This is a genomic window from Bdellovibrio sp. ArHS, from assembly GCF_000786105.1.
In the GTDB taxonomy this organism is placed as follows: Bacteria; Bdellovibrionota; Bdellovibrionia; order Bdellovibrionales; family Bdellovibrionaceae; genus Bdellovibrio.
In genome coordinates this window covers 49,823-75,267 of sequence record NZ_JTEV01000011.1, presented here as the reverse complement: position 1 = coordinate 75,267, position 25,445 = coordinate 49,823, and the positions used below count along the sequence as shown (strand labels likewise).

The following is a 25,445-nucleotide window of genomic DNA, read 5'->3' as shown; positions in this document are numbered from 1 at the left end:
GGCTTTTTTGTTTGTCCGTTTCGACATTTTACTGAAGCGCCGTGTAAATGATCTTGTGAAATACGACCTCTTTCAACGCCTTTTCATTTAGAAGAAATAGCTCTGGGTGGATGCGAATCTTGTTGAAATACCCCGAGGGCGAGGGCACCTAATGGGAATGAAATTCATTTTTCCTCTTTTTTTAGCATGGACCTTTCAGGCACAGGCGGCCTGGGATCTTAACGATGTTTCTTATTTGATGCCTTTACCTCGCGATATCTCTTCACGGGGGTTGCTAAGCCTTCAGGATCAGGGGAAAGGCGGGGCTCTTTTGACAACGGCCATCTTGGAACGTTTGCCGCCTTTGGCTTTCAGTGTGAATCGTGAGCAAGCAGCGGAAGTTCTCAGAGTAGTCAGTGTTCGCATTGATCCCTGCTTTCCGTTGCCGACACCTCAAGCCTGTCAAAAGCAAATCCGTTTGGTGTGGCAGCCTTTGGAAGAAGATCCCCAGGGAGTCCTTAAGACTGTGGATGCCGCTATCCACACTTTTTATGTTTTGAGTGATGCTGAGTTCGCGGATTTACTGGTTGATCTTCAGGCGTGGAAGAAAAAATTTTCCGTAAATACCCAGTATCAACCCTTGCAAGTGCATCCGGCCTGGTCTTCGCAAGGTGAGCAAAGTGTTGCACTGGCAGATTTCAAAAACATCATAAAAAAATACGCGGGCCTTGCCAATCTGACTCGGGCCACGGTGATGGTATTACGTGGCGCCGATGATATGTGGGCTTTTGCGGGTTTTTCATACGTGAATGGTCAGATGGATATGTTGCCTGTTCCGCGTTTAAGTGGCCGTCTATCGCAGGCTTTTGTGAATGTGGCAATTCCTTTTGACCATTTTGCTGGCGGTGGAATTTCACCGGCTCCGAAAGGTTCGGACACTTTTAACAATATCGTAGCCGAGTCTTCGCGTCTGGAAAGTGGCACGGAAGATATGATTCGTGAGGAAATTCGTTCGGCTTTCCGTATCGAGAATCCTAAGAATTTCAATCCAGAGAATATGGACTGCGTCAGCTGTCACGTGGCGCAACCAGCGATAAGTTGGGTTTTGTCGAATCGCTCAGAGTTGAAAGTGGATCAGCTATGGAGTTCTGAGATTTATAAAAATGCGAAATACAATCTTAAGAATCTGACGCCGGATCTTTGGAATACTCGTATGATTCGGGGCTTCGGCTATTTCGATACTCACATTGCCATCAGTCAGCGTGTGATCAATGAATCCGCGGAAGTGGCCGATATGTTGAATCAAGGTACTGCGCAAAAGAAAGGCCGCTAAAAGCGGCCTAGTCTTCCAGGGCTTGCGTGATATTTTCCCATAAAACCGGACTGAGAAGTTCAGAGCCAATCATCATGACGGGTTCAGCGTCTTTTGCACGTCCACGTTTTGCTTCCGTCGGCAGGTGCCCCGTGCCGCCGTGTTTTTCAAACCAGGCCCGGCGCATCGCCAAAGAGTTAGAAACAAATAGATGCGGGTAGGATTCCAGTTCCTTTTTGTTGGCACGGCCATATTCGAATGAACTTAACACCGCAAATTTATTTGAGGACTCAATTGTGTCTAATTTTTGAAAACCTAGCTCTGCCAAATAAGAAAACTTCTGCCGGCCCGGAGTTTTGGATGTAAAGATCAAATCCAGGTTGCCTGAAAGAAAATTGGCTTCTAATTCATTCAGATCGAAAATATCCAGAGTGATTTTCTTAACGCCGACTTCTTCAAAACAAAGGCGTGAAGTATTAAGAGCAAAGTCCGCCATGCCTTCAAGCGTGCCGATGTGCAATTCCGCGACCATCTGATTGTTGCTGATACTTTGCAGCTCTGTTTCCAGGCGACGTATGGACTTTTCAAAGATTTCAGAAAGCTGGAAGGCCACCGAGGTCCATCCAGATTTTCTTTTAGCAGAGCGATCCAAAAGAACAATTTTCAATTCATCTTCGATTTTAGCGATAATGCGGGAAAGTTGCGGCTGACTGAGACCCACGTGCAAAGCGGCGGCAGATAAGTTCTTAAAGTTTACAGCTTTGGCCAGGACACTGAGTTCGTAATACAACTGCTGCATTTATTCTCCACGCTAGGGTTTACGAATATAGTTCAAAAAGGAAATCATGCCCAGAAGGCCCGCGATGATATAACCGACAAAGCTCATTGTGGGAATACCCGCTATATGGCGTCCCGTATCGTGGACAAAGATATAAGAGGAACTTAGAATCAACGAACCGATAATCAAACCCAAGAACAGAAGATTTGAAGAACTTTCGACGGAACGTTTGAGTTCTTTAATTTCCCCCACCTTCAGGCTGAAAGAATGGTCGGGGCTATTGATCTTTCTAAGGAAGAAATTCAATTGACGGGGCAAAGAGTTCAAGAATGCTTTGGATTCCCGAGCCATTTGAGACATATCATTTAAAACACGTTCCGGACCAAAACGAGTTTTCGCCAGCTCGCCAGCAAATTCCAATGAGTATTGAAGAAAATCAAAATCTTTATGAATTTTGCGTCCCATGCCTTCAATCGAAACGATAGACTTAAAAAACAGCATTAAATCCGTCGGAACATGCAAGTGGTGGCGCGCGGCGATTCCGGATGACTTCATCAGAATCTTACCTAGATTGACGTTCTTCAAAGTTAAACCGAAATAAGGGGCAATGAGTTCTCGCAGATCTTTCGCAAAGAGGTCTATATTTACCCGATCAGTGAAGGGCGCTAAGTCTACGTATTCATAGGCTAGGCGTTCATAGTCCTCTTTGGACAAAGCAAGAAGCATATTGGCAATAGCTGCTTGGGTGCGAGTGTTAAGTCGGCCGACCACGCCGAAGTCAATCAAGCCGATATGGTTGTCGGGCATGATAAAGAAGTTTCCAGCGTGCAGATCGCCATGAAAAAGACCATCTTCAAAGACCATCTTAAGATAGGCGCGCAAACCGCGGCGAATCACTTCGTTAGGATCAATGTTGGGTTGTTGAAGAGCGCCCTCTTGACTTAATGGAATGCCATTCAGGGCTTCCATTACCAGAACACGTTCGGTGGTGTAATCAAGATACACCTTGGGAACTTTGATATAGTCGCTATTCGCGAAGTTTTCCTGAAAGCGGCGGATATTATTGGCTTCGACAACGAAGTTGGTTTCCAAATCCAGCGTACGAAAATATTCGTCAACAATGCCTACCGGATTGTAGGGTCGAGTTTCAGGAATATAGGTCACTAATAAATCGGCCAAAAGGTATAAAACATTCAAATCATCGTTGATGGTTTGAATAATCCCCGGTCTTTGGACTTTGATGACGACATCTTCGCCAGTTGCCAGTCGCGCACGGTGAACTTGTGCAATGCTGGCGGAACCCAAGGGTTCAGGATCGATGCTGGCAAATCTTTGATAAAGAGAACTGCCGAACTCTTCACGCAGTACCGACTCAACGGTTTCAAAAGTCAGTGGTTGAACGCGATCGTGAAGCTTTTCAAATTCGGCGACATATTCTTCGGGGACAAGGTCTGGGCGGCTGGCGAGCAGCTGTCCCAGTTTTACGAAAGTGGGGCCTAATTCTTCAAAACTGATTCTCATGCGCTCGGGCATCGAAAGGGCTTCGATGTCCGAGGCGGAATTCAGTCTTTCAATGATGAATTTACCGAGTTTTACCTTTTCCGCGACCTGATGAAACCCGTGCTTTGCGAACACCCCGACGATCGTTCGAACTCTCGCCGCGTTTTTTAGTGTTTTGCCGATCTGGCTTCCGGTCTTTAAGGCTGTCACTATTCTTCTCCGAATAATCGTCATTATCACGAAGTTTCGACTGTTCGGCAAACATCAATTTTTTGCTCAGCTTGGGCTTGTCCTTAGCAGAGGTTTCCTCGGACTGATGACGATATTTCTCTGGACCAAGGATCATTTTGAGCAGATCGGGGTTGGGTCCTTTTCGGTCATCGTCTTTACGAGGCTGCGGTTTGAATCCCTGACTGCGCTCGACCTTCTCTAGCTTGCGCTGTTGGCCTTCTTTTTCCTGTCTTGAGTCGGCAAAAAAACGAGAAGACTGTTTCTTGTGACCTTTTGCGGAGCCACCTTTTTTAAAAGGACGATCTTCGCGATCTTTTCCATGCGTGCGATCGTGTTTGCTGTGTTCCCGCTCTTTCCGGCCCTGAAGCTTTTCCCGGTTCTGGTTGTGAAGCTTTTTTAAGAACTTGTCGGCAGACACTTCCGCCTTCGTCTGTTCGGCCTCTTCGCCATCTTCGATTTCTAAACCAGCAGGGATAAAGTTGATCTGTCCCAATTCGGGGTCCGCGGCGGACACCTGAATGCGTATCATATCGCCGATGCTATAACTGAAGCCTGATCGACGTGCCACAAGACGAAGATTTTCCTCGTCGTATTCATAGCGATCTCCACCAAGGTCGTCCAAGCGGACTAGGCCATCAATATCGTATTCTCTGAGAAGGACAAAAATACCGAACTTCGCCACAGAGCTGATCATGCCGTCAAATTCCTGGCCCACGAACTTCTCCATAAAGCGGGCTTTTTTAATGGCGTGAATTTGTCTTTCGGCCTTTGTGGATCTTTGTTCCGCAGCCGATAGAATTGTTGAAGCTGAAGACAGATCGTCTTCGCTCATCAGACGATAGCGAGACTGAGGCATGACTTGATTTTTTAAAAGGCGATGCACGATCAAGTCGGGGTAGCGCCGGATCGGAGAGGTGAAATGAGTGTAAAATTCAAAGCCCAAACCGAAGTGGCCCACGTTGTTCATGCTGTACTTGGCCTGACTCATAGAGCGCAAAGTCAGAATATTCAGAATCTGAGCCTCAGGACGATTTTCAAACTCTTCCAGCGCTTTGGTCAGGCGCTTTTGAAGTTTTCCCTGATTGAGTTTTACTTTTCCGCCGAAGTTCGCCAAATATTTTTCCAAAAGAGCAATGGCCTGCTCATTGGGAGGTTCGTGAATCCGATACATGGCGGGAATATTTCTGCTGGAAAGAAATTTTGCCACCGCGACGTTCGCCGCTAACATCATTTCTTCGATCAGACGGTGCGAAAATAAACGCTCTGAGCGCTGGATGTCCACCGGAACGCCAGCGCCGTCGATCACCAACTCGGTTTCGGGGATTTCCAGATCCAAAGAACCTTCTTTGAATCTCTTCGCCATCAAGATCTTAGCTAAGTCAGCTAAAAGAATGATGTTTCCTTTAACATGATTGAATTTTTCAAGGTCCGCACCATCGATGATTTCTTGCGCCTCACCATAGGTGACTCGCGCTTTACTTTCCATGACGGCTTCATAGAACTTCGAAGTTTTAAGCTCTCCGGTAAAGTCAAAAAGCATTTCCGCGACAAGGCAAAGACGGGGAACATGGGGGTTGAGCGAGCAAAGGCCGTTACTCAGCACCTCTGGAAGCATGGGCACCACGTAGTTCGGAAAATAAACCGAAGTTCCGCGTTCGTAAGCGTCTTTGTCGATGGCGCTGCCGACTTTGACGTAATGGCTGACATCGGCAATCGCGACATACAAGAGGAAGCCCTCTTCCGTCGCCTCAACATAGACGGCGTCATCAAAGTCTTTGGCAGTGGCGCCATCTATCGTAATTAGGTTTTTGTCGCGAAGATCGACGCGCCCTTTGAAGTCTTTTTCGTCCGGAATCTCGTTAAACTGTTCTGCTTCTCGCAGTGTGCTTTTGGAAAATTCGAGAGGGATATTGTTTGAGCGGATCACGCGTTTAATATCGGTCAAAGGATCTAAAGCGTCCCCGATAATTTCGGTGACCTTTCCTGTGAAGGACTTCCCCTCATCGGGATACGTAAGAATTTCAGCCGCGACTAGTTCTTTGTCTTTGGCATTTGAAGAGTCCTCGATCTTGATCTTAAGATCTTGGCCCCACCCTTTGCCTTCATCGCGTATGGCGCCGACACGATCATTCATGCGGTAAAAGCGTCCCACCACGGTCTTTGTTCCACGGTTCAGAACGCGAATGATTTCTCCGCGGAAACGCTCGGTGCCTTTTTCCGGGAAAACTTCTACGGCCACTTTGTCGTTAGTCATAATCCCTTCCATAGAATGGCGGGGGATGTATACGTCAGGATGTTCAGGGTCGTCAGGAATAAAGAATCCGAATCCGTCTGGATGTCTTTTGATGGTGCCGTTGAGGAGTTTTTTCTTTTGCATTGTCGAGGCTTACTTCCTTTTCTTTAGGGTAGCACAAGTTCCCGCTCGGAAAAGGAGTTTCTTTTTTGTCTTTCGTTCTTGGCGCAGGACCTTCCGAAAAGCAATTGCCTTAAGCAAAGAGGAGAAATAAAAAAGGCCTCTTGCGAGGCCCTTTTTATCAGGTTTTTGTTAGAAACTTGCGATGGCGCCCAAGGTGACCATGCTGGCGTCTTTTTTGCTGTTTGCGGTTCCGTCTTCGTCAGCGAAAACATCTTCATCCGCTTGATCCATGCGATATTCCGCATAAACTTTGAAGTTGTCCGTCAAGGCGATTTTGTCTGTGATCGTCAGGGAATTTACTTTGTCAGCAATTCCATAAGTCGCCAAAGAAACTGGATCTACCAACTCTCCGGCGCCACGAACCATCTCGTAACGCAATGCCAGGTTGTGCTGGTTCAGGCCATAAGAAAGTACGGCACTAGTTGAATCAGCCCAGTGTGCGTGCTCGCCATCTGGTGTGAACGTGCGGGAATCATAAGTAATAGCCAATGAAAAATTGTCTGCGAACTTATAAGCGGCCCAAACGCTAGAAGCTGATTTGTCGACTTTCGCCGTCGTACCAGAATCTGTTCCCAAGTAATAACCACCGAACCAAGTCAGGTTGCCGATAACACCGGTTGCAGAAAGTTCAGTTGTTTTTGTCGGTGTATAGTCCTCGCCCCAAGCACTGTAAGTGGATTGGTTGTAAGTTGAAAGAGTTGCCGTCAACCAGTCGCCGGCGATATAGCGAAGACGTAGACCTTCACCGTATCCAGGAACGATTGTTTGGTAAGCAATTGTATTATTATAAGTCGAGTTCTCAGACTTTAATAAAGACTCATAGCCCATGGTAGTTAGGAAACGTCCAAAACCCACATGAAACTGGGGTGTCACCTTATAGAAGGCTTCCACTTGATCCAAGGTGCCCAGATTGTATGTCGTTTTAGCTTCAGGAGCAGCCGTGGTCACAACTGCTGTCGGAACATACGCTAGCCTTGCTAGAAAGTTCATCTGATCCGTTTCTTTTTTAAAAAGAATTTGAGCTGAGTTAAGGCGATAGGTCTCATTTGTTGCGGCTCCCGTATTTGGAATGCCCGCAGCTTTTGAGGACAAAAAGTTATAATCAAATGCCACTTCACCGTTTACAGTGATTCCGGCAAGGTCTGCAGCTTGGGCATTTGCACCACCTAATAAGCATCCCAACACAACGACTCTCAAAAATTTCACATATACTCCTTTATATAGGTTCTGAGTGTTTCAGTGCTGAAAATGATATGACTTAGGTCGAGTTACTGTAACGTAAAAAAATATAAACTAGACCATGATCTAGTGCGCCAACTCTAAATTGAACTTTCGCGTCAAATGTCCAATTTAGCGCGGTCAATAGGACTAAGAAACGGTGGTGAAAGAGCTTCACCTCGGTTCTTCGAGAAATTATTTTTCATCACCACAGTTCTTTGGGAAATCCGCTGCTGATGCGGTTTTCATGGAAATAAAAAAATAGAAAAAAGAGCCTAAAGAAAAAGAAAAGAGGCGAAGCAAGTCGTGTGGATTTGAAACCACATCTTGAATCGGAGCGACGCGGTTTTGAAGGGGTGCGAAGCCCCCCAAAAATTTTTGTTGTTGATCTTGGACTAGCTCATCATTAGCATTTTTTATGTAAACGGTTACAACTTTTAATGGATTTAAAAGAATTCTAAAGATTGCAACGAAACGAAAGGATGCAACAATGAAAAAACTTTTAGTAATGGCAGCTGTGACAGTTGCGGCTACTAACGCGTTCGCGGGTGTAAAACTCGTTGTACGTTCTGACTATGTCAACACTCCAGCTTACGACGCTGCTAACGGCAGTGAAGTTGCGGGAACATCTCTTTTCCAACCAAACGTAGCTCGTTTGTACCTTACTGGTATGGTCGGTGACGCAACAATTGATGCTGGTTTGAACCTTCGTTCATTTGTAGCTGACACTACTTTCCCAGGTGGCGCACAAAAAGTTATGACAGTAGATAAGTTCGTTGAACACTTGACGATCTCTAAGCCAATGGACAACTTCACATTTACAGCAGGTAAAATGTGGATGAACGTAGGTGGTTTCGAGCGTCGTGCGTTCTACGATGGCGATACTTACCTAACTTCTTTGGCTAACGGCGGAGTTGGTGGTCGTACAGCGGGTGCTGGTACAGATTCTGAAGGCGCAGTAGTAACTCCAGAAAACATGTCTGGTGTTGCAGCGGCTTACACAATCACTCCAGACCATAAAGTTGAGTTCCAATTGGCGAACCAAACTAATTCAGACAGCGAGCTTTTGACTTCTGTTAACAAGCGTCACACTATGGGCTTGGCTTACTGGGGTTCATTCGCTGACAAAATGGTTCAAACTTACTTGAGCTATACTTTGGGTGCGGCTGATACAACAACTACTGGTCACGAACAAACTTTCCTAGGTGCAGGCTTCCGCATTGCTCCAATGGAAAACTTGACTGTAGATCTTGAGTACCTTGCTAACACTGACAAAGAAAACGCGGGTGACACTAAATCTGAAACTACATCTACTTTCGTAGAAGCTCGTTACAAAATGGGTATGTGGGTTCCAGTTGTGAAGTACGAAATGGCGACAAACAAAGTTGCTGACAACGACAACTTCAAACGTGATGCTTTCGCAGTTGCTTTGGAAGTAGTTCCTAAAGCTGAAGATGCTTTCCGTTACCACGTAGCTTACACTTCTATCAAAGACAAAGACTTTGCTGGTGCGCTTGCTGGTTCTGAAGACACTACTAAAAACATCATCACTGTTGGTTTCAAATACGTAGGCGATATCGTTAAGTAATTGATACTTCACTGATGTGAAAAGTAAAAAGCCCAGGTTCGTCCTGGGCTTTTTTTTTGCTTTAAATCTTCTTAGAACCCGTCGGTTGTACCCACTTTTGCTCTGGGCTCATCTTCACTGTCAAAAGGAATCACCGCCGCCGCTTCGGTAGGCTTAGTGACCTTCTCTGGCGGAGTAAATTTAATCACTTTTGAGACCGTTTGAGCTTTTGGTTCGGCTCTTTTCCTTGGCGATTTATCCTTCGTGGATGGTTCCGGAGACTCGGATTGGCCGGTTACATAGCCATTTAAATCCTTTACCAGCAACTGCATTTGATTGGATTGCGACGAAATCTCTTCTGCCGTAGAGGCGATTTCTTCCGAAGAGGCCGCATTTGACTGCGATCCCTGATCTAGTTGATTCATGGCTTTATTGATTTGCTGAATTCCAGTCGTTTGCTCTGAACTGGCCGCCGAGATTTCGTTGTTAAGATCAGAAACCTTTTTAATCGAAGTCACAATGTTGCTAAGGACACTGCCGGAGCGGTCTGCAATAGAAGTGCCCTTTTCGATTTTATCTACAGAGTCTTTAATAAGACTTGTGATGTCCTTCGCGGCAGAAGCCGATCTTTGCGCCAAGGTGCGAACGGCTTCGGCGACAACGGCAAAGCCTTTACCTTGCTCACCCGCTCGAGCAGCTTCCACGGCTGCATTTAGGGCCAACAAGTTGGTTTGAAAGGCGATGTCATCGATGACATTAATAATCTCTTCAATCTTTCGCGATGACTGCGAGATGTCGTGCATCGATGAAACTAGATTTTTAATCTCGGCTTCGCCCTCTTCTGCAGCAGAGCGAGAGGTGACTGCCAAACTGGCCGCCTGTTTGGCGTTGTCTGAGTTTAGTTTCACCATAGAGGTCATTTCTTCCAAAGACGCCACCGTTTCTTCAAGGGAAGCCGCAGAAGATGTCGAGGCTTGAGAAAGACTTTGACCCGCAAGTGATAGCTGACTGATCGCTTGATTCACTTGTTGGCCGGCATCAGAAAGTTTGTGAACCACGGTGCTAACTCGACGGCTCAAAGAGCTGCCGATAAATAGCAGAATTCCGAAAACCAGGGCCCCCGCGATGGACCCAATAAGAATCAGCAAAGTCAGGGCATTCTTAGTTTCCTGCTTCTGAAACGCGTTCTTTTCGTTAGCCAGTTTTTCATAAAAGGAAATGATCTCGTTGGCGGTCTTTTTAATCTGGGTTGAATACTTTAAATAAATGCCGCTGGTCATATCCTCGCGAGCTTTCAACAGGGCCTCGTTAGATCCCGTATCAAGTATTTCGATAAATCTGTTCACTTCAGCAACATAGTCACCATTAAGACTTTTGATCTCATCATAAATGGCCTGTTCGCCAGGTTGAAAGGTCGCATCTTCGTAGTCCTTGATCGCCGCTTGATATTCTTTGACGGCAACGCGAGCTTTGGCGACATAGTCACTTCGATGTTTGGGCACATCCTTATTAGCCATGGCACCCCATAGATATTGACCGATGCGGGCGCGAGCTCCCTCGATGTCCTCCACTGCTTTAAGATTTGGAATGATATTCACATAAGCATCATTCAACAGACCGCCCAGGGAATTAAAGCTGGAATAGGCGATGGTCCCTAAAGCGATAAAGCCAAAGATTGGAATGATTGCCGAAAAAAATAGTTTTCCTTTAATACCACGAAGCCACGAGTTCATTTCAACCGACCTGTTCTGATTTTCTGGTTTATGAAGCCAGTTAACTCGGATGAAATTTGGAAGTTCTAAAGGGTGTCAGTTGGGATATTAAAGGATGGATCAGAAATGGATGATTCAGAAATAGAAACTCACGTTCAGCGAACAATATTAGCGTGTGCCTGAATAAGTGGAAGTAGTTGTTTTAACAACTTGAACCTGAGGAGATGCTGTCGTGTGGCTGAAGCGACCGCCAAGATCTTTGTGACTACATTTTGTACCTGCGAAAGAAGAAGTTGCTGACAATGTGATGATTGTTGCTGTGATGATTTTCGTGATTGTCATTTTGAACTCCTTCGTAACAAGTTGTATATCTATCTCTAGTGCTAGGACTGTGCCAAAAATTGTGACTTGGTTTGAGAATGTCACGACGAGGCTTCAACAACTTGTCGTCATTCATTCTCAGACTGAGAACGCAGTGACAGACGGTGACCGTCACCGCGCGCCACTGTAAAGGGAGTGATCAATTTTGAATTCGCTTTATTCGTCTTTAAGCCTTTTATTGATCGCCATGTTTTCGATTCAAACTGGGGCATCCATCGCTAAGCAGATCTTTCCTCAAGCCGGGGCGGCAGGTACGACGGCATTGCGGGTTTTCATCTCTGCTTTGATTCTTTCTGTCGTCTCAAAAATTTGGAAACATAAGATTTCCAGAAACGAGATTCTTCCAGTTGCGGCTTACGGAATCGCCTTGGGCGCGATGAATCTGCTTTTCTATTTTTCTTTAGAGCGCATTCCTTTAGGAATTGCAGTTGCCGTTGAATTTACCGGCCCCTTAGCAGTGGCTTTGTTTGCATCAAAAAAATCCTGGGACGTCGTATGGGTGGGATTGGCGGCCATGGGTATTTATCTTTTGGTGCCTTCCGCAACAACGCAGGAAAGTCTGGATGTCCTCGGGTTGTTTTTAGCTTTGGCCGCGGGATTTTTTTGGGCCTTGTACATTGTTTTTGGAAAGCGCATCGCCAAGACAGAAGCCAGTCTTCCGGTTACAACCTGGGGGATGTGGTTTGCCGCTTTAGTCACGGTTCCTACGGGCCTATTTTTTAATGGCGCGCAAATACAGAACCCTTCGTTGTTACCTATGGGGTTTGCGATTGCGTTGCTCTCTAGCGCCATTCCCTATTCGTTAGAGATGAAGGCGATGAAAAGTATTCCTACAAAAACTTTCGGCATTCTGATGAGTATGGAGCCAGTGGTGGCGATACTTATTGGATTTTTGATATTAAATGAAACACTGACTTTCACGCAATGGTGCGCGGTTTCGTGTATCATTGCAGCTTCGGCGGGTAGTACGCTGTCTGCAAAATAGAAAAACCCCGGCGAAAAACCCCGGCGAAAAACCGGGGTTTGATATGTCACTTTGGAAGTTTTTTTAAAAAGATAATTCGTCGTGCACTTTCACGCCACGAATTTGATTCGCCGGAAGCTGGGCTTTAAATTCTCTTAAAGATTTGTTCAGCTCTTTAATCAGTTGGCGTGACTTATCTAAATCGACGGATTGCTCAATTTCTTTTCGAACAGATTCCGCCGTGGTGATTGTCTGTCCCAGAGCACTCATTAGTCCATGGGTGTTTTCCACGTCGTTTAGTTCGTCCTGCATCTTTTCCATTTCTTTAATCTGGGTTTGGATGGTGATGAGATTCATGTCGAATTCAGCGGCGTCCCACTTGCCTTGAGCATTAAACCCACACTCCATACAGCCGTCTCTGACTGCAGCAGCTTGTGCCGCTTGAATTTTTCCTTCGGTGATCATCAAAGAGATATCATCCACCTCTTCCGCCATTGCCTTAACGGAACCTAAAACCATGATCACTGCCATCGCCAATAAAATACGCTTTTTCATAAATTCTCTCCTCGTGGATTTTATCCAACTGGAGTCAGTGCGAAGGCTGTACCTATCTTAAAAAGAAATAGGGCCGCTTTCAGTGTTTAGCAAACTGACAGCAGCCCTAGATGGTTAGCCAATCTCAGAATGAGACGCGACTATTTCTTATCTGAAGAAGTCTCGGGTGTGATGTAATCCGGAGCCACGAAGTCCACAGTGAACGGATATTTATAAGACTTGTAAGCACCGATTTTTGGACGGCCAGCGCTGACATAAGCTTCATCCCAAAGATTTGCTAAAAGGACGGCCCCTCGCGCCATTTCAGTTACGATGTAAGGTTTCATCTTTTTGAAAGCGACGCTCGCAGGTTCTCTTTCAGCAGCGGTTTTAAGCTCCATGCCCTTTTCTTTTTTAAGTTCAGATTTTTTCTTAATAGGATCCAGCTTCAGCAGCTTCACGATTTCTTTATTTGAAATCACGCTCAGAATTTTCATTTTTTCAATGGTCGTTTTGGGCTTTAAGAATTCGGGATTTTTCATCGTGCGGGCTTCTTTCAAGACCAATGCATCCAAATCACCGTCGAATTCGCCGACGACAGCATCTTCAAAATAGGCGTGAATTCCGCCGTGACCTGCCGCATACCCATCGTAATCTGCAGAAGTGTGGAAGGGTTGAGCATTGTCTGCAACGAAGTGCCCCATTAGACCCATAGAAACAACCATTTGATACGCCAGTTTATTGTAGGGAAGATCATTGTTCTGTTCTTCCTTAAAGTTCGCCGGAGGTGTTGCCAACGCAAATTCTTTTTGCAGACTTGCGATAATACGCATGAATTGATCGGCTCTCCACCAAGAGGAGCCAAATTCCTGGGGGATGGATTTTATCGTCGTGCCATCGTTTTTAAACTTATTCGGCTTACCGGTGAAATCTGCCGTGAGTTTTTTAAAGTCAACCGGGATGTCTTTCACTTCAAGACCGATCACTTCGATATCAATGAAGTGGGTCGGATTGCCAAGCTGATTTGCTTCTCCGCCTAAGCTTTTCCAATAAAAGTCAGGCATGTTGCACAAGTGCCCCATCATTTGGGGTTTGTTTTTCAGATATTCTTTTAAGCCGGGTTCTTTTACCAGAAAACTAGCTGCACGGCAGATGGAATCATGACCGCGACCGCCCCAGGCAAATGCTTGAGTGGCTGTGGTCATCAGTAAAACAAGAAGAAGACTTTTCATTGAAACCTCGCTTTTAAAAATCTAGAACCCTTCGCGACCCAACGCCTTTGGCGCGCGGCTTTTTCCAATGAAGCCTGCCAAGGCAATGATAGTCACAAGATAGGGAAGAATTTGAACAAACTGCACAGGAATTTCGGTGTCACCGAAACGCACCCCTTGCAGACGGATCTGCACGGCATCGGCAAAGGCAAAAAGCAAACAGGCGCCCAGTGCAGGAAAAGGCCGCCATTTACCGAAGATCAAAGCGGCGAGCGCCATATATCCGCGACCGCTTGTCATCATCGGAGAGTATGCCGAAGAAAGAAACAGCGAAAGACTGGCTCCGCCCCAAGCCGCAAAAACACCACTGGCGCAGACTGCACTCCAGCGCACTTTGCGGACGCTGACTCCGCTTGCCAGCAAGGCTTCAGGATGCTCACCCGCGAACAACAGCCAAAGGCCCGACCGGGATTTATAAAGCCAGAAGGCGACCAGCGCCACCAATAGGAAACCCATAAGCAGAGGTTCAAAGGTGAAGCGATCTTCGACAAGCAGAGCCGGCGTGGTGCCCGTAGAGTTATAAAGAATTTTAGTTAGAAAAGGGATGACCCCCATGGCTAGCAAGTTGAACGCCATACCCGTAACGATTTGATCTGCTTTAAGTTCGATCACAAATAAAGCGTAAAGCGCGCCAATCAGAAGTCCCGCCAGCAAAGCGGCCCCCCAGCCCATCCAGGCCGAAGCGAAGTATTGACCGACAACAGCACCTGCGAAAGCTCCGAAAAGCATAAAGCCTTCCAAGGCAATGTTCACGATGCCCGAGCGTTCGCTCATCAGGCCTCCGGTGGTCGCAAAGATCAACGGCGTGGCTAGTCGGAGTGTCGCAAATATCAATGCGAGGATGACAGAGGCTGTTTCCATTACGACTTCCTCTTGCGGTTCTTTTTCAACCATTCCCAATAAGCTTGCGCAGCGACACCGAGAATGATGAAAGCCTGAATGATGCGAGAAAAATCACGCGTGATGGTCGACGTTTCCAAATCCAGATCAGAAGCTCCTTTGTGAAGAGCCCCCATTAAAAATGCCGCCGCAATAATTCCCAAAGGATTGTTGTTTGCCAACAGCGCTACTGCGATGCCGATGAAGCCATAGTCCGGTGAAAAACCAATGCGATATTGGCCGGCACTGCCTAAGACTTCTGACAAAGCCACACAGCCAGCCAGGCCACCACCTAAAGCCATAGCCCAAATCCGCACTTTCTTTTCAGAAATTCCTGCGCGGTGAGCCGCTTCCGCATTCGCGCCGACCGCGCGCAAATCAAAGCCCCACGTGGTTTTCCAGAGAAATATCCACATCAAAACGGCAAACACAATAGCAAAACCTAAGGAGGCATTGGCTGGAGTATCGGGGAATAGACGGGCAATCAAATCAAAATCTTTGAACATATAGTTCGCAGAAACCATCGCCGTTTCGGGACTCTGCGAATTAGGATTCGGAATCACCTTAAGAGTGAACCAACTTGCCAGTCCCGCCGCAATAAAGTTGAGCATAATCGTGATGATGACTTCGTGGCTGCCACGCACGGCGCGCAGCCAGCCTGCGACCCAGCCCCACAGTCCCCCCGCAAGAAGCGCGGCCGTGAAAGCCAGAACAGGCGCTATCGGAAAAGGAACTTGCGGCAGCAGTATTCCCACTGCAGCCGCCGTGACCGCTGCCATGGTTAGTTGGCCCTCGGCGCCGATATTAAACAGTCCGGCATGGAAGCAGATAGCGACAGAAAGACCGCAAAAAATCAGAGGTGTTGTATAGGACAAAGTGAGTCCCAGATCATACATAGAGCCAAAAGCACTCCGCAGAAGGATCATAAAAATGTTCCAAGGATTTTCCCCAGCGAAGAAAGTCAAAAGTAAGGCGGCAATAAGACCAATGGCAAAACCGATCAGACGTTTCATGCGCCACATCCCATCGCCTTGCCCAGGGCTATTTCATCAAACTGGGCCCGAGTGAATTCTTTTACGAAACGGCCTTTATAAAGAACCAGAATGCGATCTGAAAGAGCCATCAACTCGTCCAACTCTGAAGAGATCAGCAGCACGCCAGCACCTTCATCCCGTGATTTGCGAAGTTCATTGTGAATGAATTCAATGGCACCAATATCCACGCCACGAGTCGGCTGAGCTGCGACGATGATCTGCGGATGTTGCGAAAGGGCTCGCGCGACGACCAGCTTCTGTTGGTTGCCCCCGGACATTTTCTCAAAGGGCAGATAAGGATCGTGCGGGCGAATGTCGTACTTGTTCATGATGTCTTTGGTTTTTTTTAAAATGTCTTTCGTTTTTAAAAAAAGACCTTTGGCAAACGGAGCGGACCTTTGCTGACCTAAAATAAAGTTCTCGTAAACTGGTCGTGACGGCAGAACGCCGAAGCGCAAACGATCTTCCGGAAAAGCTCCCACCGAGCCCAGTTTGCTGACTTTGCCTTGAAATGAATCCAAAGCCGGAGCGTCCAATAAAGCGCGTATCAGAACATCCTGTCCATTGCCTTCAACACCGGCGATCCCGACGATTTCGCGGGCATGAACGGAAAGCTGGATGTCTTCGATGGTGTGAGTTCCCAATCGCCCTGAAACCGATTCAAAGCGTAAAACTGTTTTTGCAGAATCGATGGAAGAGGCGCGTTCTTGAGGTTTTTGCAGATGACGACCGACCATCATTTCCGCGAGTTCGTCCGCATTTGTTTCGCGAGTCCACTTGTGGCCGATGACGTGGCCGGCTCTGAAAACAGTCACCGAATCCGTTAGGGCCATCACTTCCTTAAGTTTGTGCGTGATGATTAAAATCGTTTTACCCTCTTCACGCAAACGGCGCAGATTTTTAAAAAGATCCTGCACTTCTTGTGGAGTCAAAACGGCAGTAGGCTCATCCAGAATTAAAATTTCAGAATCTTGAGAAAGGATTTTCAAAATTTCCAACCGCTGTTGTTCGCCAACGGAAAGATCTTCGACCTTGGCCTGAAGATCTATTTCAAATCCATAGCGCCGGGCGATTTCTTCCAAACGTTTTTTTTGTTCCGCACGCGGTAGAAGGGAAAATGCCGAGCCCTTTTGATGCAGAAGAATGTTGTCTAAGGCTGTTAGCGGTTCCGCGAGCATGAAGTGCTGATGAACCATTCCGATTTTAGCGGCCATGGCGTCAATAGGCGATTGGAAGTGGACCTTTTGTCCCTGCACAAATACTTCGCCCTCATCCGGGCGATACATGCCAAAAAGAATTTTCATGGCCGTGGATTTGCCGGCGCCATTTTCGCCGACAATAGCGTGAATAGCGCCTCGTTCGACAAAGAAAGAAACATCCGTATTGGCGCGGACTTCACCAAAGAATTTTGAAACCTTTTTGAACTCGAGCGCTGGAACGGCCATCACTATTTCTTTTTGTAAAAGTCAGGAACAGTGATCTGACCAGCGATTATTTTCTTTTTGATTTCTTCGACTTTGTTTTTCATTTCCGGAGTGATCAGTTTTTCGTTGTACTGATCCAGAGTGTAGTCGACGCCCTTATTTTTAAGACCGTAGCGGATGATACCCGGTGCGAACTTTCCTTCGCTGGTTTCTTTGATGGTGTCGTAGACGGCCACATCGACCGCTTTCATCATACTGGTCAGGATCACTCCCGGTTTAATCCAGTTCTGATTGGAATCAACTCCGATCGCCCATTTCTTCTTTTCTTCAGCGGCATCAAAAACGCCGGTGTTCGAGGCTCCTGCGGCAACGAAAATCACATCCGTACCCGCGGCGAATTGTGAAAGAGCGAGCTCCTTAGCTTTGGCAGGATTATTCCAGGCTTCACCGGTTACGCCGATATAATTTTCTGTGACTTTGATTTTGGGGTTTACGTACTTTGCACCCGCCGCGTAGCCCATGGCAAAACGCCGGATGAGTGGAATGTCCATTCCGCCAACGTATCCGACAGAATTATTTTTTGAAGCCATTGCCGCCAAAGCGCCGACGAGGAAAGATCCTTCGTGTTCTTCAAACAGCAACGAACGTACATTCGGAAGGCTGACCTCGGAATCAACCACGGCAAATTTAACTTGAGGAAATTGCGGAGCCACTTTTTTTACGGGCTCTTTTTGTCCGAAGCCAATTCCAATGACTAGATCAAAGTTTTTTCGCGCAAAAGAGCGTAGAAGATTTTCCACGGCATTCGTATCTGTGGCTTCGACATATTTCAGTTCGATTTTCAGATCTTTTTCAGCTTTGGTAGCGCCAAGATAGGCTGCGGAGTTGAAGGATTTATCGTCTTTACCACCCTTATCTAAGACCAAACCGACTTTCAGCGTTTTAGCGTGTGAAACTATGTTAAAAGACAAGATTAACAGGGTGGTAAGGAACGTTTTTAACATCATCTAAGCCCCACAGAATCAGCTAACTTGGCTGCGTTTTGGCAGCAATTAAGCGATTGATATCACAAAAAAATCTTAAAATTTATGTGAGGCAGAAGTTAGGAGAGGCGGCCATATGAGTCAAGTCAAAAGCATGTCAGCGTCTTAACACGAGCCCGTTACAAGTAAGTTATGTCGAAATTTCAATTAGGCTCTTGTTTAAAGCCAGTTTAGGATCGACCTAAACATTTAACCCAAAGAAGAAAGTGCGGAGGAAATAGAGTATGGAATCTCAGACAATACTCAACGGCGGAGTAAACTCCCTTGGTTTTATGGGCAATCAAAACTTAAACATTCCGAATACTTCAAGCGTTCCCTACGAAGTCATTCACTTGAAAGAAGAAGAAATGATTTACAAAGAAGGGGAACCAGCGAAGGGTCTGTATTATGTGCAATCTGGATGTGTCAAAGTTGTCGTTAACCGCAGTCACGCGCGCGGACGCACAACAACGAACGAGTACGTAACAAAGCTCGTATCGCCAGGCGAATATTTTGGCTACAAAGCATTGGTGAAAGGCGCTCCTGTTCAATCCCATGCCAAGGCTGTGAAGTCGACCGTATTGTGGTTGTATCCACGCGAACTTATTCAGGTGGCGATGGCTCAGGCGAGCCCCTTGATCAAACTTCTTTTAAATCAAGCGGTGAATGACCTTGAATCTTTTGAAACCACCAGCCAATTGCACTACTTGGCGTCCGTGCAAGAGCGCATTGCTTATCAGCTTGTGCTGCTTTCTGACAAATTTGGAGTACAGACTCCCAATGGCATTTCGCTGAATCTTAAATTGACTCGCAACGAGTTCGCTCAGTTGGCGAGCACCATCAATGAATCTTTGTCTCGTCATTTAACTGAGTTTAAAAATGAAGGTCTTATCGACTTGAATGGGAAAGAGATCATCATCAAGAACAAAGAGGGCTTGATGCGAAGATCTGGAAATTTCTAATCCGTTCTTTTAAAAACACATTGAAGCAAAAAGCCCTGTCCCGTGGATATGGGCTTTTTGTTTTTCTGAGAGGCCCCTTGCTTGTGAAAGTTCTTGACGCAAGGCAATTTAAAAAGGTACGGCCTTATCTGAGATGGAACCTATTGGCTATTTAGAATCCTGCTTTAAAGATAAATTCGGCACGCCTCGACAACCGGGGTTGGTGAAGAAGGCGTGGGCGCGCCTGAAAATACGACCAGATCTTCAGCCCGAGGAGTCTTTGCAGGGCCTTGAAGGTTTCAGTCACGTTTGGCTGGTGTGGATTTTCCATCAAAATAAAACAGCTCGTTATCACGCGAAAGTTCATCCTCCGCGCTTGGGAGGAAAAACCATGGGCCTTTTTGCCACGCGCAGCCCCCATCGGCCCAACCCCATCGGCCTGTCTTTGGTGGAACTGATTGCCGTGGAAAAAGACGGGATCGTTGTTTCCGGCGCGGATCTTGTCGACGGTACTCCCATTCTGGATATTAAGCCTTATTTACCCGAGATAGAATCTATCCCCGACGCCCGCACGGGATGGCCTGCAGAAGTGGCTAAAGAAAAAATCCGTGTAGAATTTACTGAGCACGCGGAAAATGTCCTGTGCTCCTGGGAAGAGCGCAATCCCGACAAAGCTCTTCGTGAAATCGTCGTGGGGACTTTGCAGTTGGACCCGCGTCCTGTGATTTATCGGGGGTACGAAGAAAAAGAATCGCCCTATCGCAGTGAACACGCTGTTCGATTGTTCGACGGAGACATTCACTTTAAGTTCGAGACGCCCACTCTGGTGCGCGTATTAGATATTCTTTTTACGCATAATTAGTTGCAGTTGCCTTTTATTTGCGCACCTTGCTAGATTCGCTGTGAACCTAACAAGGGAGGAATATCGTGAGAACAATGGAAACGGCTTCTCATTCTGAACAAAGCACTCTTCGTAAAGTTCCGACATTGAGCCTGGCAAGTTATACTAAAGGCACCGATGCAGACCGCGCGAAGTTTATCGATAGTTTATTCACAGGTCTTAAAGAATACGGTTTTATCATTCTTAAAGATCACAATGTGAAGGCGGACGATCTTCACAAAGCTTACGATATTCTTAAAAGATTCTACGCTTTGCCTACGGAAGTTAAAAAATCTTATATTTCTCCAAACGCGGGTTTTCAGCGCGGTTATACGCCCTTTGGACAAGAGCACGCTAAAGATTCCCCGGTTATGGATCTTAAAGAGTTTTGGCATGTCGGTCGTGTGCTTGAAGACGGAAATCCTTTAAAAAATGTTTATCCTGAGAACGTGTGGCCCACTGAAATCCCTGAATTCAAATCTCACTTTACGGCCTTGTACAGTGCGCTTGAAGAGGCGGGGAATGTCATGTTGGAAGCTTTGACGATGCCTTTGGAGGTTGAAAAAGACTTCTTTGCGAAAATGACCAAGGACGGAAACTCGATCCTGCGTCTTCTTCACTACCCACCAATCCCAGAAGGTGTGGACCCTCGTTGTGTCAGAGCGGCTGCCCACGAAGATATCAATTTCATCACAATCCTTCCGGCGGCGACGGCTTCTGGTCTGCAATTAAAAGATCGCGATGGCGAATGGCTGGACATTGTATCTGAGCCGGATACGCTGATTGTCGACGTCGGCGACATGCTGGCGCGCTTGACCAACGATGTTCTTCCCTCGACAACTCACCGGGTGATCAATCCTCAAGATGGAACGAATCAGAGTCGTTACTCGATGCCATTCTTTATGCATCCACATCCAGAGGCTTTGTTGAGCTGCTTGCCATCTTGTAAAGGGACAGGTGCCAAGTATCCTGATATCACTGGGCATGACTTCTTGATGCAGCGTTTGCGTGAGATCGGTCTTATTAAATAAGACACTTCTTGTCACTGAAACTGAAATCACTTCAAGAAAGGGATCTTTGGAGATCCCTTTCTTGCATTCCAAGAGGTATGTTGAATAATACTAACATGTCTTCACGAAGATCCATGCAGGGGGAATGCCATGAGATATTTTGTGTTTTTAATGATGCTTTTGGTGGGCTTGTGGTCCGCGCAGTCTCAAGCACTTGATAGTAAAATGAGTTTTCGCATTCGCGAATTGGCTCCGAATCAGTACGAATACTCTTCGATGTGGAACCCTGTGACCGAAGAGGCTCTTCTGCGGGTCGGGCTGGTGATTGACCAGGTGGACCCGGTCTTAGAAGGTAAAAACATCTCTTTTTCATCAGCAAGAAAAGCTGAATTTGTGGCGAAGGACTGGCCGGAAATTGGCGAGAACTGCAAAGTCATTTCCGACTGGCATTTCGAATACTCCCCGGGGTTGCCTCATTATCTGATGTATATGACCCTGCAAGGGCCTGGTTGCCAAAGAGTCGCTCGCTATTTTGACTATCTGCAAATACGTCTGCGATTCCTAGATGTGTCACTCATCAACTTCGAACCCATTGACGTGGCGGTTGAGATCAGCCGATAGTTAAGGAATGCATAAAAGAAATATTGCCTTCCTTATCGTAGCTGTCCTTATTGCGCTTGCTATTTTCTTTTACCTAAAACCTGCCAATACGCCGGAAGAACCTTCGGTGAATCCTGAAACCATGGGGACGGCGGCGCCTCATTCAGGGGCTCGTTTAAACAAAGCGGCTCCGCCACCGCCGATGGATGCAGCCGTACCCACTGGAACAGCCGCGGGCTTCTTGCCCACGCAAATGGAAGATCCTAAGAAATTCGCAGCCTATCAGCGCCATTTACAAGAGATGGCATCTTGCCTGAACATGAAGATTTCGGCGTTGGATCCCCAAGCTGAGATTAACTTTGAAAATTTCAATGCCGCCATCTCGGCCGATCTAGGCGACGTTGTCGCGCAAAGTGACGAATGGTTTACGGTGGATCTTAAGACTCCCGCAGGGGAAGTTCGTCGGATTTATGTCGAAAATTCCGGGCAGCCCGGTGGCGAGGCTTCTCGCACTTTAAAGTATTCAGTGATGGGGCCAGGGGGCGCGCAAAAAGAGATTCCTTTAGCCGCTGAACAAGCTAACAACCCCACTGACACTTTGATTGCAAGTCTGGAGTCGGACGGCAGTATCATTGGTAAAGCCAACTCACGAAGAATTTTCTATCAGAATGGGGATGACTTGCTGCTGGTTGAAAGAGACGGGAAGATGTACTCTTTTGAACTTCCGCATGATGGGAAAGTGTTCACTTGCACCGGGGCGGACTCTGCCGTCACGATGTCTTGTTCTTGTAAATAGCTGTAAATTAGAAATAAAAAAGGCGAGATCAGAAACTGACCTCGCCTTTTTTGTGTGCTGATGACTTTACTGGAAACGAGTCAAAGCTTCACGCAAAGACTCCAATTGAATTTTAGACTGCACCAACAAAGCTTTGTCAGTCGCAACAACTTCTTCATCCGCGTTGGCGATGAACTTTTCGTTGGAAAGCTTGCCGGTCAGCATCGTGATATCTTTCTGAAGCTTCTCGATCGTTTTATTGATACGTTTCACTTCTTCATCGAAATCCACGAGGCCTTCAAGCGGGATGATAACTTTCACGCTGGCATCCTTAACGACAACCGGTGCGACGGCACACTTCATCAAGTTGCCTTCTTCTCCGATATCCAGATTTTCCAGGCGTCCCATCGTCATGATGGCGGTTTTGTTGTTGCCCAGAATTTTTTGGACTTGGTCGTTCATCACACCCAGGCGTGCGTTGATTTTCGTGGCCGGGCTGATGCGATTTTCACCGCGGATATTGCGAATCGCTGTGATCACTTCTTTAACGATATCAATTTCCAAAGCGGCCTGTGCCGAGCCAAGACTTAAGAATTCTTTGTCGTTACGAGTGTTCGGGAATTGATCCACGATACAAGCGGCGCCTTTAATCGGAAGCTTCTGGTAGATTTCTTCCGAGATAAATGGAGCAAATGGATGCAATAAACGAGTAATGCGGTTGAGAACCTGCGCGATTACCAATTGGGTGGCTTTCTTTTCATCCGCATTGGAACCGTTCATGATCGGTTTCGTAAATTCGATGTACCAGTCACAGAATTGATTCCAAATGAAATGATAAAGCGCGTTTGCGGCGTCTGAGAATCTTTCGGTCTCCATCGCCTCTTCAACTTCTTTCGTCACTTCGGCAAGCTTGGTGATGATCCATTGGTCAAACACGCTGATATCAGCCTGTTTAGGAAGGGCTTTTACACCCTCTGCCGGAGCTTGGAAGTCTGACAAGTTGGACAACGCAAAGCGGGCCGCATTCCAGATCTTATTCATGAAATTGCGGTAGCCCTCAAGTCTCTGTTCGCTGAATTTGAAGTCTTTTCCGGAATACAAATGAGCCGAGAAGGTGAAGCGCAAAGCATCCGCTCCGTATTTTTCAATCATCTCTACGGGATCAACAGAGTTCCCCAATGACTTGGACATTTTGCGACCCTGAGAATCGCGAACCAAACCATGGATGTATACCGTGCGGAACGGAACATCACGCTTGAACTCCAGACCCAACATAATCATGCGGGCGACCCAGAAGAAGATGATGTCGTGGCCGGTGACCAGATAATTTGTCGGATAGAATGTTTTTTGCGTCTCTGTATCTTCAGGCCATCCCATTGTTGAGAAAGGCCATAAGCCTGAACTGAACCACGTATCCAGAACGTCTTCGTCCTGGTGGATCTTCGAGCTGCCACATTTTTCACAAGTCGTGATATCAGCTTCGCTCACTGTCTGATGTTCGCAGTCACTGCAATACCACACAGGAATACGATGTCCCCACCACAATTGACGGGAAATGCACCAGTCTTCGATGTTGTTCATCCAGTGCAAATACACTTTTGTCCATGACTCAGGTTCAAAGCGAATTGTGCCGCTTTCAACAACACGTTTCGCTGGTGTTGCAAGTTGCTCCATCTTGACGAACCATTGTTCAGACAAGAAAGGTTCGACAACGGCGCCAGAACGAGAACAGTGACCTACAGAATGCACGTGAGGTTCTTCCTTAATCAGGAAGTTCAAGTCTTTAAGATCTTCAAGAATACGCTTGCGGGCCTCTTGAACTTTGAGTCCTTTGTAAGAACCGGCATTTTCATTCAGTTCCGCTTTTTTGGTCAGGATATTGATGAATTCAAGATTGTGAGATTTTCCAATCTTGTAATCGTTAAAGTCATGAGCCGGTGTGATTTTAACCACGCCTGAGCCGAATGATTTATCGACATAAGTATCGGCGATAATTTTGATCTTCCGGTTTATCAACGGAATGATCGCATTTTTACCAATCAAGTGCTGGTAACGTTCGTCCTCGGGATGAACGCACAAAGCGGTATCACCCAGCATGGTTTCAGGACGGGTGGTGGCGACGGTCACGGTCTCTTGCGTGCCTTCAATCGGATAAGAGATATGATAAAGGGAGCCTTTGACTTGCTTGTGTTCAACTTCCAAGTCAGAGATAGCCGTTTCCAGTGGGCCAGACCAATTCACCAAACGTTGACCGCGATAGATCAAACCTTTTTTGTGTAAAGCGACGAATACTTTGCGAACGGCTTTGGACACGCCTTCATCTAAAGTAAATACGGCGCGATCCCAATCACAAGAATCCCCCAGACGACGCATTTGTGAATAAATACGATCGCCATATTGATGTTTCCACTCCCAGACTTTTTCCACGAACTTTTCGCGGCCCAAATCGTGACGAGTGACACCTTCTTTTTTGAGTTCTCTTTCAACGACGGATTGAGTGGCAATGCCGGCGTGGTCCGTTCCAGGCAACCACATGGCGTTGTAACCGTTCATTCTTTTCCAGCGAATCAGAATGTCTTGAATCGTATGATCCAAAGCGTGACCCATGTGCAAGAAGCCCGTGACATTCGGAGGAGGTAAGATAATGGAAAACGGAGGTTTCGTGGACTGATCCTGAGCTTTGAAGTAGCCAGAATTTTCCCACCACTGATACGTACGACTTTCAACTTCAGCTGGATTATAACGATCCGATAATTGTTGTGACATTTAAGCGACCTCTAACAGACATTTAAGAACAAGATATTCTTGGGTTTTTTAACCTTTAGAGATTAGCAAACTCAAGGGTTTTGTGATAGTTCTAATGCCCTTCCTTGGACCTTCCTTTCTTCCTGCGTCACAGCCTTTGGTCTTGAGCGCTTTTAGGCGCGATTTAGATCGCTTCAGGAAGAGGATTTGGTGGAGTCGAGACCGTTCAATTGCCCGTGATTAGGTTTTTCGTGTCTTGAATGACAGGCAAA

The 25,445-nt window shown here is 46.7% G+C and carries 21 protein-coding genes; 8 read left to right on the top strand and 13 right to left on the bottom strand.

Annotation, left to right across the window (positions count from 1 at the left end):
• Window positions 1-157: 157 nt before the first annotated feature.
• The gene (locus OM95_RS05750; protein ID WP_291515631.1) at window positions 158-1,312 is read left to right on the top strand and encodes a hypothetical protein; all 1,155 of its coding nucleotides are present in this window, start codon (window positions 158-160) and stop codon (window positions 1,310-1,312) included.
• A gap of 7 nt (window positions 1,313-1,319) precedes the next feature.
• Here OM95_RS05750 and OM95_RS05745 read toward each other — a convergent pair whose 3' ends face one another.
• The 4 genes from OM95_RS05745 to OM95_RS05730 all read right to left on the bottom strand — a co-directional run bounded on the left by OM95_RS05745 (window position 1,320) and on the right by OM95_RS05730 (window position 7,422).
• A complete protein-coding gene (locus OM95_RS05745) occupies window positions 1,320-2,090 on the bottom strand; it encodes a LysR family transcriptional regulator (protein WP_041871276.1) in 771 nt (256 codons plus the stop codon).
• Window positions 2,091-2,102: 12 nt separating this feature from the next.
• Window positions 2,103-3,704 carry an AarF/ABC1/UbiB kinase family protein gene (locus OM95_RS05740; protein WP_291515629.1) on the bottom strand — a complete coding sequence of 534 codons (1,602 nt, stop codon included), beginning with the start codon at window positions 3,702-3,704 and terminating at the stop codon, window positions 2,103-2,105.
• On the bottom strand, window positions 3,652-6,177 hold the full coding sequence (gene rnr / locus OM95_RS05735; RefSeq protein WP_041871273.1) for a ribonuclease R: 2,526 nt from the start codon (window positions 6,175-6,177) through the stop codon (window positions 3,652-3,654). Before rnr ends, OM95_RS05740 begins: the two co-directional genes overlap by 53 nt.
• A 168-nt stretch (window positions 6,178-6,345) precedes the next feature.
• Entirely contained in the window at window positions 6,346-7,422 is a 1,077-nt protein-coding gene (locus OM95_RS05730) for an outer membrane beta-barrel protein (protein WP_041871271.1), read from the bottom strand.
• Window positions 7,423-7,924: 502 nt separating this feature from the next.
• Here OM95_RS05730 and OM95_RS05725 point away from each other — a divergent pair.
• Window positions 7,925-9,022 (top strand): hypothetical protein, encoded by a 1,098-nt coding sequence (locus OM95_RS05725; protein ID WP_041871268.1) that lies wholly within the window; start codon window positions 7,925-7,927, stop codon window positions 9,020-9,022.
• Window positions 9,023-9,093: 71 nt separating this feature from the next.
• Here the strand turns inward: OM95_RS05725 and OM95_RS05720 are convergent, their stop codons facing one another.
• Together OM95_RS05720 and OM95_RS17115 are read right to left on the bottom strand one after the other, a co-directional pair.
• Entirely contained in the window at window positions 9,094-10,734 is a 1,641-nt protein-coding gene (locus OM95_RS05720) for a methyl-accepting chemotaxis protein (RefSeq protein ID WP_041871264.1), read from the bottom strand.
• Window positions 10,735-10,881: 147 nt separating this feature from the next.
• Window positions 10,882-11,055, bottom strand: coding sequence for a hypothetical protein (locus OM95_RS17115; protein WP_291515627.1), 174 nt, complete (start codon window positions 11,053-11,055; stop codon window positions 10,882-10,884).
• Window positions 11,056-11,239: 184 nt separating this feature from the next.
• Between OM95_RS17115 and OM95_RS05715 the strand changes: the two genes are divergently transcribed.
• Window positions 11,240-12,079: a DMT family transporter gene (locus tag OM95_RS05715; RefSeq protein ID WP_291515625.1), complete on the top strand. Its 840-nt coding sequence runs from the start codon at window positions 11,240-11,242 to the stop codon at window positions 12,077-12,079.
• Window positions 12,080-12,142: 63 nt separating this feature from the next.
• Here the strand turns inward: OM95_RS05715 and OM95_RS05710 are convergent, their stop codons facing one another.
• From OM95_RS05710 to OM95_RS05685, 6 genes are all read right to left on the bottom strand, one after another.
• A complete protein-coding gene (locus OM95_RS05710; RefSeq protein WP_041871261.1) occupies window positions 12,143-12,613 on the bottom strand; it encodes a hypothetical protein in 471 nt (156 codons plus the stop codon).
• 140 nt (window positions 12,614-12,753) lie between these two features.
• Window positions 12,754-13,824 (bottom strand): hypothetical protein, encoded by a 1,071-nt coding sequence (locus OM95_RS05705; RefSeq protein WP_041871258.1) that lies wholly within the window; start codon window positions 13,822-13,824, stop codon window positions 12,754-12,756.
• Between the two features lie 21 nt (window positions 13,825-13,845).
• Window positions 13,846-14,724, bottom strand: a complete 879-nt coding sequence (locus tag OM95_RS05700) for an ABC transporter permease (RefSeq protein ID WP_041871256.1) — start codon at window positions 14,722-14,724, stop codon at window positions 13,846-13,848.
• A complete protein-coding gene (locus tag OM95_RS05695) occupies window positions 14,724-15,755 on the bottom strand; it encodes an ABC transporter permease (RefSeq protein ID WP_041871511.1) in 1,032 nt (343 codons plus the stop codon). The genes OM95_RS05700 and OM95_RS05695 overlap by 1 nt, the downstream gene beginning before the upstream one ends.
• The gene (locus tag OM95_RS05690) at window positions 15,752-17,221 is read right to left on the bottom strand and encodes an ABC transporter ATP-binding protein (protein ID WP_041871254.1); all 1,470 of its coding nucleotides are present in this window, start codon (window positions 17,219-17,221) and stop codon (window positions 15,752-15,754) included. Before OM95_RS05690 ends, OM95_RS05695 begins: the two co-directional genes overlap by 4 nt.
• A 2-nt stretch (window positions 17,222-17,223) precedes the next feature.
• The gene (locus OM95_RS05685; protein ID WP_291515623.1) at window positions 17,224-18,207 is read right to left on the bottom strand and encodes a BMP family ABC transporter substrate-binding protein; all 984 of its coding nucleotides are present in this window, start codon (window positions 18,205-18,207) and stop codon (window positions 17,224-17,226) included.
• Between the two features lie 260 nt (window positions 18,208-18,467).
• Here OM95_RS05685 and OM95_RS05680 point away from each other — a divergent pair, with 260 nt between their 5' ends.
• The 5 genes from OM95_RS05680 to OM95_RS05660 all read left to right on the top strand — a co-directional run bounded on the left by OM95_RS05680 (window position 18,468) and on the right by OM95_RS05660 (window position 22,449).
• A complete protein-coding gene (locus OM95_RS05680; protein ID WP_041871249.1) occupies window positions 18,468-19,184 on the top strand; it encodes a Crp/Fnr family transcriptional regulator in 717 nt (238 codons plus the stop codon).
• Between the two features lie 133 nt (window positions 19,185-19,317).
• The gene (gene tsaA, locus OM95_RS05675) at window positions 19,318-20,025 is read left to right on the top strand and encodes a tRNA (N6-threonylcarbamoyladenosine(37)-N6)-methyltransferase TrmO (RefSeq protein ID WP_041871246.1); all 708 of its coding nucleotides are present in this window, start codon (window positions 19,318-19,320) and stop codon (window positions 20,023-20,025) included.
• Window positions 20,026-20,099: 74 nt separating this feature from the next.
• The gene (locus OM95_RS05670; RefSeq protein WP_291515697.1) at window positions 20,100-21,074 is read left to right on the top strand and encodes a 2-oxoglutarate and iron-dependent oxygenase domain-containing protein; all 975 of its coding nucleotides are present in this window, start codon (window positions 20,100-20,102) and stop codon (window positions 21,072-21,074) included.
• Window positions 21,075-21,203: 129 nt separating this feature from the next.
• A complete protein-coding gene (locus OM95_RS05665; protein ID WP_041871242.1) occupies window positions 21,204-21,674 on the top strand; it encodes a hypothetical protein in 471 nt (156 codons plus the stop codon).
• 7 nt (window positions 21,675-21,681) lie between these two features.
• Window positions 21,682-22,449: a hypothetical protein gene (locus tag OM95_RS05660; protein ID WP_041871240.1), complete on the top strand. Its 768-nt coding sequence runs from the start codon at window positions 21,682-21,684 to the stop codon at window positions 22,447-22,449.
• Window positions 22,450-22,515: 66 nt separating this feature from the next.
• Here OM95_RS05660 and OM95_RS05655 read toward each other — a convergent pair whose 3' ends face one another.
• Window positions 22,516-25,194 carry a valine--tRNA ligase gene (locus OM95_RS05655; RefSeq protein ID WP_041871239.1) on the bottom strand — a complete coding sequence of 893 codons (2,679 nt, stop codon included), beginning with the start codon at window positions 25,192-25,194 and terminating at the stop codon, window positions 22,516-22,518.
• Window positions 25,195-25,445 lie beyond the last annotated feature (251 nt).